The following is a 14,105-nucleotide window of genomic DNA, read 5'->3' on the forward strand; positions in this document are numbered from 1 at the left end:
CAACTTTGAGTTTATCATTCAATTACATCGATTATATAATTTTAGGGCTATATGCTCTTGCTTTATTTTGTATTGGTTTTCGCTCTGGTAAAAAGGCCAAAAATCAGGAAGATATATTTTTGGGTGGAAGAACATTGAAGTGGTGGCAAATTGGTTTTTCCATGTTTAGTGCCAATGCCGGCCCTATGATGTTAATTGGTTTTGCAGGAGTTGGCTTTTCGCATGGTATTGTTGGTAGTAATTTCGAATTGCTGGCATGGATATTTTTAATGCTATTAGGGATGGTTTTTTTGCCATATTACTTAAAAGCCAAAATAAGTACTATCCCCCAATTTTTACTGATCCGTTTTGGTAAGCGATCCTACAATTTTCTGGTTATCTACAGTCTGATTTCAATATTGGTGGTATGGTTGGGGAGTGCTTTGTATGCTGGAGGACTTTTAATTTCTGGGATATTTGGTTGCTCCTTATTTATGGCCCTCATTATAATTGCTTTAATTGCAACCAGTTTTACAGCCATTGGCGGATTAAAAGCGGTAGTTCGAACCGGTGTTTTTCAATCCATTATTATTATAGTTTCTTCTATAATACTTACTTTTTTGGGCTTTCAAAAAATTGGGGGCATAGACATGTTGATTAGCCAAACGCCGGATTCTTATTGGAAGTTATTTCTGCCCGCATCAAACCGGGAATACTCCTGGATAGCTATTGTTTTGGGGTATCCGGTTGTGGCAATTTATTACTGGTGTGCGGATCAAACGATTGTACAGAAAGTACTTGCAGCAGATAATTTGAAGGAAGGACAATATGGTGCGTTGTTTGTTGGTGTGCTTAAAATCATAATGCCTTTAATATTTATTCTTCCTGGCATTATGTGTTATGTTCTATTTAGAGATACAGCCCAGGCCGATAATGCCTACATTACTATGATTAAAGAATTAATGCCTCATGGTTTATTAGGCCTAAGCATTGCAGCATTAATAGCATCATTGATTGATACAGTATCTTCCAGTTTAAATTCTTTTTGTACCGTGTTTACATTGGATGTTATTTCGCAGGTTAAAGTACTTAATCAGAAACAACAGATAAAGATGGGAAAGTGGATTACTATTATTGCTGCAATAGTAGGTGTAGGTATCGCCATGGTTTTTTCTTATTCAGGGAAAAACTTTTTTGAATTAAGTCAGGGCCTGGTTTCTATACTTGCTCCACCACTGTCTGTGGTATTTCTGGCAGGCATTATGTGGAAACGTGTGAATAGCATTTCAGTAGAGATAGTTCTTTATGGTGGTGGACTGGTGTGCTTAATACTTGGGGCATGTCATGTACTAAACTATCCTTATAAAGGCTATTGGCCACATTTCCTTTTGCTTTCATTTTACCTGTTCGTAGCGTTAAGTGTTGTTATTATAGCAGTAACATTAGTTTCAAAATCTGCAACAAACCCGATAATACCTTCACTTCTTGAGTCAAAAAATAAACCGGTAGAAGAAACCTATAATTCCAAGCCTATTTGGTTGGTTTGGTTAGGATTGGCATCTGTAATGGTTTTAATTTATTTACTTTTTAACTAATATTTCGATGAAAAAAATATTCCTACAGTTAGCACCAGTAATTTTTGCCTGTTTTTTTATAATGTGTAAGCCTGCTAACTCTGATTATAAAGAACCTGAACTTGTAGAAAAGGTATTTGTCGTAAATACCGTGGATAACAATAAAAAACTGAATGAGTATTTAGCATACCATAAGCAAATTTGGCCCGAGGTAGAAGCCGGGTTTAAAAAGGCAGGCTATAAAAGTATTACACTTTACCGTTTCAACGACCTTATTGTTATGGTGATTATCGTGCCTAAAGGTGCCGACTTGAATGTAATGGGGAGGCTAGCAGAATCTTATAGCCCTCGCTGTGCAGAATGGAATAAATTAATGAATACTTATCAAAAAGGTGTTAATGGTACTGTTGAAGGACAGAAATGGGTTGAGGTAATTCCTTTTTACAAGTTTAAGCAGTAATTTTATATCGCTTAATAAAGTCTCTTGGCGATAGGCCCTTTACTTCTTTAAAGTGCTTATTGAAATTAGAGATATTGTTGTAACCACTTATGTAGCAGGTTTCTGTTACATTGTGGTTGCCTTCCATTAGCAGCTTAGCTGCGTGCCCAACCCTTATTTCTTTAATAAATTCAACTAAAGTCCTGTTGGTTTTAAGCTTAAAAAATCTGCAGAAAGCGGCTGTAGACATGGGAATAATTGAAGCAACATCCTGTAAAGAAATATCTTCTTTGAAATTATTGAATATATAATCAAAAACACGGTTGATTTTATTTGCTTCAGTTGAACTTTCAATGATGTTAAAAGAAGGGGATGATAGCGTTCTACATGAGCTAGAGAGAGATAAAACATCTAAAAGCTGGAGCATTAATGCAGCTCGCGACAACCCCGTTTCAAATAACATTTGGTTCAGAATCATTTTTGATCTCGTTACCGTAGCTCCAGAAAATATAAGACCTTTTGCCGCGTTTTCGAAGAGATGGTTTAGGTGAGCAGCTTCTGGTTTAGCTAATAAATCTTTTCCTAAAAAATCAGGGAAAAAGTGCACAACAACTGCTTGTGGTTGTACCTTTTCGTCTAGAGTATTATAATATTGCCAGCAATGCGGTAAGTAACTTCCCAAAAGCACTAGTTCTGTGCCCCTAAAATCTTCAATATGGTCACCTACAAAGCGTTTTCCGCAGCAATTTTCTATTAAAGCGATCTCAAAATTAATGTGAGACTTTAATGACGTGTACTTTTTTATTTCCAGAATTTCTGATCGCACAGTAAATGATTGATCAGGGGGAAAGGTAAAATTCTCGTAGATATACTGCATTTCAGTGAGTTATTTGGTTGATTTTCCTAAAGCTAATAAAATAGTTTGAGCTCCTAAATATAGGGTATTCTGAATTGGGAATAAATTTTCCGTGCAAAAAAAACATTATAAACGATCAAATTAACGGTAGTTGTAGCTGATTATTGTTCAGAGCTTTACCCTATAAGCAATCGATTGTTTTTTATGGGTAGAAACAATCTAACAACTAAACCAACAACCAAATAATTTAAATTATGAAACAGGTATTACAAATGCACTTGCGGGTGCTAGGAATTGTCTTCATGTTGCTACAATGCCATTATGTTTTCGCGCAAGAAAAAATATCGGGGACGGTAGTAGATTCAGAAGGAAAACTCCCTTTGGCAGGTGCCACAATTGGAATTATACAGACACATACTAATGATACTAAGTTTGCCACATCCTCAGTACAAGCTGATTTGGCTGGTAAATTCGTAATTGTCGTGCCTAGTGGGGCGATGCTGAAAATTACTATGACCGGCTATCAGGCTGTAACTGTTGCACCTCAGCAAGGAATGGTAGTAGAAATGACTTCTACCACTATTGGGTTGCAGGAAACGGTAATCGTCGGTTATTCAAAGCAAAAGAAAACGCTTTTGAGCGGTTCAGTAGCTTCTGTTAAATTTACAGAACGAGACACTGAAATCCCCACTACATCAGTCGGTAACTTATTGGCAGGCAGAATGGCCGGATTATATATTTCTACACCTAGTGGTAAACCTGGGGCACAGCCGGCTATTAATATAAGAACACCAAGTTCATGGAATGCCGCTCCGACTTTATATGTAATTGACGGAAAAGTTACTAGCGACGCTGCGGAATTCAACAACTTAAGCCCTAATGACGTTGAAGAAGTAACTATTTTAAAAGATGCAGCTACTACTGCTGCTTATGGTGCCCGTGCCGGAGCGGGTGTTGTATTGGTTACCACCAAACGTGGTAAAGCAGGTAAAGCAACTGTTAATTACTCCGTGAATACTGGGCGAGATGTTCGGGGAAAAAACATGGAGCTAACAGATATTATGGAATGGGGAGTTATTCAAAACAGAATTTGGGGTGAAGCTGGCGGACCGGCAAATACTCCCTGGACTGAGACTGCAAAAGCGTATTTTAAAGATACAGATTTTGGTGGAGGCAAGGGATATGGTTTTGATCTATTAAAAGATGTTTATGTGAACCCTTCTATTACTACACATAATTTAAGTGCATCCGGAGGCACAGATAAACTTCAATATTTTGTTGGAGCTTCTTATGTAAATCAAGAAACTTTCATTAAGAATACCAACGAAAAAAAATATAATGTTAGGGCAAATATAACAGCTAGCCTTACCAAAGATGTAACCGTTTTTGCTGGTCTTAGCTTAAACAATAATAAATTTAATTCGCCTCAGGGAGATTGGTCGGGAGATATGTATCCTAAGCTCCTATTATGGCAACCTTACATGCCTTCGTTTACTGCGAGTGGTTTACCTGTAGATTATTTTTGGATTTCCAATAAATCGGGTGAAGCGGATGGGCTAGCAGGATATAGCAATTCAGAAGCCATTAAATCTGTGGTTAATTTAAATTTAACTTACAAAGCACCCTTCTTGCAGGGTTTAAGCGCTAAAGTGGGTTACATAAAAACTTTTAACAACAGCAATCAAAAAATATATACACATCCTTTCACGTATTATCAATTGAAACAGATTGAGCCTGTTATCTGGGATTTGAATACCATTGTAGGGCAGCGTCTTACTGCGCATTCGCCTAGTTTAGAAAAACTGTCGGCCTGGAATCAGGAGGCACAATTGAACCTTCAGGTGAATTTTGAAAGGAATTTTGGTGAACATCACGTAAATGCGGCATTGGTGTATGAGCGTCAGGAAAGGAGTTACGATGGTATAGATGCCGTCATCAACGGTTTTCCTATTTATATGACTGATCAATGGTGGGCATCTACCGGAGGGGCAGGTGTTGTAAATGGTACACCTACAAAGGGGATTAGTAATACTTATGGTTTCCTGCCTACAACGGGTCGTAAATCGTATATTGGACAATTTGCCTATGATTATGCTGATAAGTATGTCGCTACATTTACTTATCGTTACGATGGTTCGGTAAATTTTCCAGAAGATAAACGTTGGGGGTTTTTCCCTTCAGCTTCTGCAGCCTGGATCATTTCGAAAGAAAATTTCTTTAGCAACGTAAAAGGAGTAGAGTCATTAAAATTAAGAGCTTCAGTTGGGCTGACCGGGAATGACTTTGTGGGGATAGATCCAAATGGTGCCAAAGATGATTCAAATGCGAAGCGCTGGCAGTATGAAGATAATTACGTTGCAGGGAACAATGCCATTCTTGGTGAGTCCCCTTCGCTTAATCCCGGTATACGATACAATGTATTTCCAAATCTTAATATTACCTGGGAAAAATACCTGAACAAGAATTTGGGTGTCGATATCAGTTTCTTAAAACACTTCACTGCTACTGCTGAATACTGGCATACCCTTACCTATGATATTTTAAGTACAAGGATTCAAAGTACACCGCCAACTTTTAGCCGCCCTCTACCATCAGTAAATTATGGAAAAATGAAAGCAAATGGTATTGATCTAAGTTTGAACTACACCAATAACGTTGGCGAATTTAAGTACGATGTAGGTCTAAATGCCACCTACGGTAATTCCTGGTATGTCCTAAGGGATCAGAACATCACCTATGATTATCAAAATATTATAGGAGGTGGTCGTTCTGCCAATATGATTACGGGTTATACTGTTGATCATTTGCTTAGATCACAAGCTGATGTCGATGCTTTACTAGCGGCTCATCCGGGGTATAATTTCAATGGAAATGTACCCAAACCTGGTCAGTTTGCCTATAAGGACTTCAATGGAGACAATACGATCAATGATAATGACATTACAATATTAAATAAAAGCAATAACGCTAAAGTCTTGGGCTTAAACCTAAATGCAGAATGGAAAGGGTTAAGCGTGATGGCTAATTTTAATGGCTCATTTGGTTACAAAAAATCTTTCCGGGATTTGTCAGGAGGAGTAGAATGGAACAGAATGTGGCGTCCGTGGTCTGATGAATCATGGAGCGAGGAAAATCCTAATGCCTGGCTACCTTTTCGCTACAGCGCAAATGATGATGTAAGATCGGTTAATACCAGTGGAAGTAATTTTTGGCTGGCGGATGCAAGTTTTCTACGCCTAAAGTTTTTGAATGTTGCCTATAATGTTCCGCACAAATTGTACAAGAAATATTTAAGCAATGTTCGTTTTTACGTATCAGGATCTAACCTTTTTGTGATCAGTAAATTCAATAAAAAATTCTATGATCCGGAAATGAATGGCGGCACGGCGTTCCCTATTGTTAAATCATTCAATGCCGGTGTTAGTGTAACGTTCTAAATTTTAACATTAAAAGGAAATCAAAATGAAATATCAAAATAAAAGTAAATTTATCCTTTATGTGGCCCTAATTGTATTCGGCTCGTCTTGTAAAAAAGGATTGGACTATGAAAACACAGGTGCCATAAATCCACAGAATGTATGGACTGATTCTGTGTTAATTAAGGCTTATTTGAACGATGTGTACGGTGGACTTATGCCTAGATGGCCCCTTGGGAGTGGAGCGAACGCTGACGAGGGAATCAACGCATCGGGGGGGAACCTAGGTAATTTCCAACAGGGTATAGTCGATGTGGCAGTAAATTTCACTAATCTGGATTATACTTATATCGACAAAACCAATTACTTTATGGATCAATTGGCAAATGTATCGGAATCGGTGTTAAGTCTAAGTACCAAAAATAGGCTAATAGGTGAGGCCAAATTTTGGCGTGCCTGGACTTATTGGGGAATGGTCAGTTCAGTTGGAGGCGTACCATTGATCTTGCATACCCAGAATGGTAACGATCCAAATTCCTTAAAAGTAGCACGCAGCAAAACGTCGGAATGTGTTGCACAAATCATTAAAGATCTGGATGAAGCTGCTCCCGTTTTGCCACCCAACTATAGCGGGGCCGACTACGGCAGGATTAACCGTGCCGCCGCACTTGGTTTTAAAGCCAGGGTGCTTTTATGGTATGCAAGCCCATTATTTAATCCGACAAACGATCAGAATAGATGGACAAATGCTTATAATGCGGCTAAAGCTGCAGTAGATGCTGCAGATGCTGCAGGTTTTGGCCTGTTTGAAAACTATAAATTAATTTGGTATTCGAAGAATAAAGAGCAAATTATGACCAGGCAGTACTACTACCCGGACAGTTACATGAACTTTAACTCCATTAGACCACTTCCATTTACAAATGGAGATACCAATACGGATCAGCCAATATTGCCACTATTGATTGCTTATCCAAAACGTGATGGCAGCCCTATGCAGTTTGATAAAAACCAAATGTCTAATGCAGCTTATAACCAACAGTTTTTAACCGACTTTTACACCAACCGTGACGATCGTTTTTACGGAACTATTTGGTGTGGTGGTACAGTATACCCTACACCCGATGTAAATACGATTGGCATGACAAGCCCAAGATCACATTCTTACTGGCAGGCCTGGACATGGAAGGCAACAGCGACGCCAAGTACAGTTGTTCCGGCAAGAGATAATTCTTTATTCTCCGGTATTTCTCCACTTGTCCAAAATGGCGACGAAAATGGGGTGTCAGGATTTTTTCAGCGTAAAGGTTTAGATACTCTTTTAGATAGAAATGCCTTAGTGGGTGTGGCTGCTGGTGCTAAAAGTTGGTTTTCACCAATGCGCTATGCAGAACTACTCTTAAATCTTGCTGAATGTGCAAATGAAACAGGTCGTACTAACGAGGCATTAACTGCTTTGTATGCTATTCGCCGACGTGCTGGCATCGCTCCTGGTGGAGCTCAGAAATACGGTATCACAGCGACTGGGCAGGCAGATATCCGTACTACGATCATGAATGAGCGTCAGGTAGAGCTTGCGTTTGAAGGATTTAGGTTTAGTGATTTAAGAAGATGGAAACGCTATGATATCCTGAACGCTCAATCTACTAGACGGGGTTTATTCCTAATGCTAAATAAAGGTCAAGCATTGCCTGGCAACACAGATAATATCATGACTGCTTCTGTGAGGTCTAAATTTTTTATGGTCATTGTAGAAAGCCTGGATAAAACAGCATCGTCTAATCAGACTTATAAGCTGAGTTTAAATCACTGGTTTAACTCTTTAAATCCCGCGCAGATCTCTATTGAGCCTGATCAATTGCCGCAAAACAAAGAATGGGGCGGTTCCTTCGATCCTTTGCAATAATTTCTCATAGTTAATCCACTTAAAAATGGAGATTAGTGCTCCAATCATGGTCCGAAGAAATTTCGGCCATGATTTTATATTTTATCCAAATAATCAATCAACTTTAGTCAAAATAGTAGATTTTAGATATTATAACACACAACTGAAATAACCAATCCATTATGAAACTTAGCTTCATTAAAATTGCAATCGCTTTTTCTGTGACAACAACTCCGATATCGATTTTTGCACAGCACAATTTTAGCAGCGACTATTTTAAGATCCAGATCAACAACAAAGGTTGGATTACCAGCATGAAAAATATCACTGTTAAGCCCAATCGCGAATTTAGTCCTACGAATAAGCCCTCGCCGGTGATGAGTTTATATGATAGTAAAAAGAATGTTTACTACCAGCCGACCAGTGCAACCTACACTCAGGGCGGTCAGACAATGGTACTTAAATATCCGAATGGTTCTGTGGCCAAAATTACTATCCTACCTAAAAAGAAATATTTGAAACTTACGCTGCAATCACTCTCACCGCGTAATGGTATTGATGTGATCCAGTGGGGAAATTACCATACCAATATTACCAATTTAATGGGTGAAATTATCGGTGTAGCACGCGATACCAGTAAAACGGTTAACTATGCAATAGGTATGCTTGCCTTAAATGACAAGACCATAAGCGGTCTGGCTGAAACCATTGGTGATGCAGCTCCTTTTCAATACATTATACATTCACCAGATGCGAAGCGTTTTCCTTTACCTAAAGACCTTCACGAAGGACAGATTTTTACATTAGGTGGAGATGGTATTAGTGATGTCGCTTTTTACGCGCACAAAGAACCCTGGTATAGAATTATGTACGGTAACGCAGCCTTGGTAGACAAAAAAGGCCAAATATCTATTGCTTATCAATCAAGAGACAGGTCTTTTGAAAGAGAAATTAATTTCTCACTTATGCCGCTTATGGCTGCCAATAAACCAAACCATATACAGGTGCAACCTTTGCCGGTAGATTATATCGGATCATCTGTAGCGTTATGGGGAAGTCCGGATAGCATAGCTTTGTTGGATGTGATTCAAGAAATTGTTTTGGCGGAAAAGCTTCCTCATCCAACGATTAACGGAAAATGGATAAAAGATCCAGCAGCTTTTGTTCCTGATGCCCTTACCAGTGGCAATTTAAATGACAGCATTATCTCTTATACATCAAGATTGGGTTTTAAAACAATCAGTTTATATGATCAGGGCTTTCTGAAAGCCGATCGCGGTAACAATGGATATATTGACGGAAGGAATTTTGAAAAAAAACCTATCAAATTAACAAACGGGAATATTTCGCACAAGGAATTTTCGGATATGGCCGCTAAACATGGTATTACGATAGGCCGAACTCCTATTACTAATTCCTTAGCTCCAGGTACCATGGATGCCAGTCCAAGCCCCAGCGATAGTTTGTGTTATCAGCAAAAACGCTTACTGGTAAAAAGTATCAGCGCAACTGACACGGTCATTCTTGTTGACGATCCAACACATCTTAATGAGATTGCCAGTTGGGAAGGTCATTGTGCAGACTTAAATATGATAAAAATTGGAAAAGAACTTATCCACTATATGGGCGTTTCTAAAGATAAACCTTACCGGCTTTTAAATGTAAAGAGAGGATACTGGAAGACTACGCCATCAAATCATGCGAACAGAGACACCATTTATAAACTTCAGGTTACGGTTAATTATGGTTACGACGGGCTTATCCCGAATATGCAATTGCAAGACAAAATAGCGGAGCACTTTGCTGAGATTTGTAAAATCAATGGTCTTGCTTATTACGATTTCGATGGACAAGAGTTTTTGTTTAATAATGGACACGGCTATTATTCGACCAAACGCTTCTTTGGAAAAATGTTTGAAAAGGCAAAGCAATTGGATGTTCCATATATCCGTTTCACAGGCGCTACTTTATCTGAAGGATCCTGGCATTATCAAAGCATTTGGAATGTTGGTGGCGGAAAGAATTTGTACGATGCCGAAACCCGTGAATGGGGCAGCACAACCAGTCAAGGAAAAGATCTTCGTGACGTAACTTATGCTAATTATTTTCCTGTGGGAATGGGGGGTAATTTCCCTATCAATGCCAAATCTAAAGTTGAAGAATATGAGCATATACAAGCCATTTCAGTAGGAGTTGGTACAACATACAGTTTAAAAATAAATCAAAAGGATGTTGAAAGTTGTCCTCAAAAAGACGCCATTTTTAAAGCGATAAGGACATGGGAAGATGCAAGAGCGGCCAATGCTTTTCCGATATGGGTAAAAAATCAGCTGTCAGATCCGGCGCAATCATTCCATTTGGAAAGTGTTGATGCTAATAATTGGAATTTATACAAGACGGGAAGAGATGGCTCTAACAAAAAAATGTTTGTAAAGCTAAAAAGAGCGAAAGGGTATTAGTAACCTTGTCTCGGCTCTTTCGATATCTTTTTGGGAAAAGGTCAATAATCCGCCCAGGATTTAGGAAATGGCTATCAGAGGTATTACAAGGTAATACCTCTGATAGCCATTTCCTTTGATCAACTCGGCAGATATTTTCTCAGGCATAGCCATATTATGAAAGAATTTGTCTAGACCGAGGTTAATAAAGCTAAAAAAAGAACTCATAGCTATAAAAAATGCAGGTATTTGCGGTTTTGTGAAGGAATGGAGTGCTAGGATGGTCGAAATAGTTTGTTTCTTGCTGTTTTTTGTCGAAATTATTATCGATATTTACTATAAAGATTACTACTCTGCAGGTTAATGCGTGTTATGCGGGCTCCTGTCAGACGAAACCAGCCAATAACCATTACAATCGTTAGCTAACAGTTTAAATTTTACTAAAATTGGCATTTTATGAAAAGAAAACTACTCTTGTTATTTCTGTGTATAGGATTGTGCATTACGCATGTCGCCGCCCAGCAGATAACTGTATCAGGTAAAGTCACCTCGGCAAACGACAACAGCCCATTGCCGGGTGTTTCAGTAAAAATTAAAAACAAGTCCGGTGGATCCAGCTCCGATGAATCGGGCAATTATTCCATCAGCGCCCAAACGGGGGATGTGCTGGTCTTTAGTTTTATTGGTGCCATAAGCCAGGAGGTTCAGGTAACAGGAAACAAGGTGATTAATGTAAAGCTGGCGGAGGACAGTAGGATCTTAAATGAGGTTGCGGTTACAGCCTTTGGTGTAAAACAGGAAGTGAGGGGACTGGGCTTTTCTACACAAAATGTTAAGGCCCAGGATATCGTAGATTCCCAACAGCCCAATATCGTAAATGCATTACAAGGAAAAGTTGCAGGAGTTCAGATCACCAATTCCAGCGGTGCTGCTGGTTCCTCTGCCAACATTATGATCAGGGGAGGAAGTTCACTGAGCGGCAGCAATCAGCCTTTGTTTATTCTGGATGGTATTCCGGTAGATAACAGTACTCCCGTTTCTCAGGGTGGTTTGGTGGCGTCAGTGGCTCCAGCCTCAAACCGGGCAATAGATATCAATCCTGAAGATATTGAAACCATCACTGTTTTGAAAGGACCTGCAGCTGCAGCGTTATATGGAATCAGGGCAGCTTCAGGAGCAATTGTTATTACCACCAAAAAAGGCTCGGGTGGGGCGGCCAGAATTGTGTATCAGAATAATTTTTCATTTGATCACATCAACAAACTTCCTGAACTTCAATCGCAGTTTAAACAAGGCGAGCAGGGCGCAGCCAATGCAACAGCATTGGGATCCTGGGGCCCAGCATTTTCTTCAGGGGAGCCTATCTATGATAACCTGGGGGCTATTTTTAAAAATGCCTTTGCACAAACACATGATGTTTCGGTAAGTGGCAGCACAGATAATTCCCATTATTACACTTCCGGATCTTTTTTGGAACAAGGATCGATTATTGATAATTCAACTTTTGGGAAAAAATCGTTCAGGATAAATGCAGATACCAAAGTTGGAGAAAAGTTAACTGTGGGGGGAAGTGCTAATTATATTCGCACAGACAGAAAGTATCTTTCTCAGGGAAGCTTCAATGGTATTATGGGTGCGCTTTCCTGGCCCCGCAGTCTAGATATGAAAGATTATCTTAATCCTGATGACTCACAGAAAATTATTAACTCTACAGGAACAGACAATCCTTACTGGACCATAGACAATAAGCCTTTTACCAGTAAGGTGAATAGAATAATTGTACAGGGTAACCTTGATTATAATCCATTTAGCTTTTTAAACTTTACCTATAGGATAGGTACTGACTATTATACAGAGAATTTTAAATCTGTAAGAATGCCAGGAACATTGGAGCCAAATGTAATCAAAGGTTCTATTGCGCAATCTGTAGCCAATAACCAGATCACTACCTCAACAGCTATTTTGACAGGCAAAAAGAAAATAGGAGCCGATATAAATGTTAGTCTTTCTGTAGGTAATAATATAGAAGTCAGCGCTCTGCAGACTTCTACTTCCAGTGCGCTTAATTTTATTGATCCTACCTTTGCCAGTATCAATAACACCAAACCTTCTGATAGAACCACCTCAGAAGATTTGAGACGTAGAAGGATATTCAGCTGGTTTGGAGATTTTAATGTGGATTGGAAAGGGATCGCTTATGTGAATTTTAAGGGAAGGAATGACTGGTCGTCTACTTTGCCTGTAAAAGATCAATCGTTCTTTTACCCTTCGTTAAGCGGTGCAGTGATTTTGACCGACCTGCTAAAAGAAATGGGAGCCAAATCTGATGACCGTGTTTTTTCATATGGTAAAATAAGGGCAGCTTATTCTAATGTGGGTAAGGATGCTCCGCCATATTCACTCACTACCTTATTGGCTACCCTAACAAACGATTTCACCATTAATCCACGAGGATTTATTATCAACTCAAATAATGCTTTTGGTAACCCGCTACTGGTACCTGAGTTTACACGTGCCTTTGAGGTAGGGGCAGACCTTAGGTTCATTAAAAACCGTTTGGGTATAGATGTGACCTATTATTCAAGCAAGTCTGATAACCAGATTTTGCAGTTGCGTACACCACCATCTTCGGGCTCTTTTTTAGCAACCCTGAACGGAGGATCTATACGAAATAAGGGGATAGAGGTGATACTGAACGGAAGACCAATAGTCGGTAATGATTTTAAATGGTCAATAGACGTCAACTTTGCACACAATACCTCGGTTGTTAAGGCCTTACCTGCAAAAATCGACAGAATAGAACTTTCTGATGCCTGGGCCGCTTCAAACGTAGCACAGGGAGCTGCTTTTTTGGACGGTAGTTTATTTGGCATAAATGGAAATATTTGGAAACGAAATGCCCAGGGACAGTTGTTGCTAAACAATGCGGGTTATCCACAGGTTCAGACGGCCCTGGCTAATATTGGCGATAGAAATCCTGATTTTACAATGGGAATAACCAATACTTTCAATTATAAGGACTTTATGTTCTCGTTTATGGTTGACATCCGTTCGGGCGGACAGGTATTCAATGCAACAGAGAATGCCCTGGTAAGATCAGGCCTGAGTCTGAAAACCCTGGATAGAGGAACCAAGGTGTTTGAAGGAATTATTGAATCAACCGGTGCTCAGAATACAATTGCAGTTCCTTTAAACCAGAATTACTATCAGACCATTTACGCCAACCAGGGATACGATTTTGTAGAAGATGGAAGCTGGGTAAGACTGAGGTATGCTACACTGAGCTATAATATGCCCACAAAGTATTTGGGTAAATTAAAAATCAAAGGACTTTCCTTTACCGTAACGGGTCGGAACCTGTTATTGATCACTGATTATTCTGGTGTTGATCCGGAAGTTTCGGGTAGTGGTGCCGGAGTAGGTGGGACGGGTTCTTTTGGTTTTGATAATCTGGGTGTTCCGGCAACCAGAGGGTTTGATTTAGGTTTAAAATTAACATTGTAATAAGGAGGACTAAT

General features: G+C 39.4%; 7 protein-coding genes. 6 read left to right on the top strand and 1 reads right to left on the bottom strand.

The genetic code is table 11. The features are described from left to right. Nucleotides 1-5: 5 nt before the first annotated feature. Both HQN86_RS05635 and HQN86_RS05640 read left to right on the top strand, forming a co-directional pair. Nucleotides 6-1,574 (top strand): SLC5 family protein, encoded by a 1,569-nt coding sequence (locus HQN86_RS05635; protein WP_172660019.1) that lies wholly within the window; start codon nt 6-8, stop codon nt 1,572-1,574. A gap of 7 nt (nt 1,575-1,581) precedes the next feature. Next, nucleotides 1,582-2,013: an L-rhamnose mutarotase gene (locus HQN86_RS05640; protein ID WP_172660020.1), complete on the top strand. Its 432-nt coding sequence runs from the start codon at nt 1,582-1,584 to the stop codon at nt 2,011-2,013. Here the strand turns inward: HQN86_RS05640 and HQN86_RS05645 are convergent. Then, the gene (locus HQN86_RS05645; RefSeq protein WP_172660021.1) at nt 2,003-2,869 is read right to left on the bottom strand and encodes an AraC family transcriptional regulator; all 867 of its coding nucleotides are present in this window, start codon (nt 2,867-2,869) and stop codon (nt 2,003-2,005) included. The two genes, HQN86_RS05640 and HQN86_RS05645, sit on opposite strands and share 11 nt — an antisense overlap. 233 nt (nt 2,870-3,102) lie before the next feature. Between HQN86_RS05645 and HQN86_RS05650 the strand changes: the two genes are divergently transcribed. From HQN86_RS05650 to HQN86_RS05665, 4 genes are all read left to right on the top strand, one after another. Continuing rightward, nucleotides 3,103-6,285: a SusC/RagA family TonB-linked outer membrane protein gene (locus HQN86_RS05650; protein WP_172660022.1), complete on the top strand. Its 3,183-nt coding sequence runs from the start codon at nt 3,103-3,105 to the stop codon at nt 6,283-6,285. A 25-nt stretch (nt 6,286-6,310) separates the two neighbouring features. After that, nucleotides 6,311-8,170 carry a RagB/SusD family nutrient uptake outer membrane protein gene (locus HQN86_RS05655; RefSeq protein ID WP_172660023.1) on the top strand — a complete coding sequence of 620 codons (1,860 nt, stop codon included), beginning with the start codon at nt 6,311-6,313 and terminating at the stop codon, nt 8,168-8,170. Nucleotides 8,171-8,331: 161 nt separating this feature from the next. After that, the gene (locus tag HQN86_RS05660; RefSeq protein WP_172660024.1) at nt 8,332-10,608 is read left to right on the top strand and encodes a hypothetical protein; all 2,277 of its coding nucleotides are present in this window, start codon (nt 8,332-8,334) and stop codon (nt 10,606-10,608) included. A gap of 435 nt (nt 10,609-11,043) precedes the next feature. Next, nucleotides 11,044-14,091 carry a SusC/RagA family TonB-linked outer membrane protein gene (locus tag HQN86_RS05665; RefSeq protein WP_172660025.1) on the top strand — a complete coding sequence of 1,016 codons (3,048 nt, stop codon included), beginning with the start codon at nt 11,044-11,046 and terminating at the stop codon, nt 14,089-14,091. Nucleotides 14,092-14,105 lie beyond the last annotated feature (14 nt).

It is taken from the genome of Pedobacter panaciterrae, from assembly GCF_013204795.1.
GTDB classification, from domain to species: Bacteria; Bacteroidota; Bacteroidia; order Sphingobacteriales; family Sphingobacteriaceae; genus Pedobacter; species Pedobacter panaciterrae.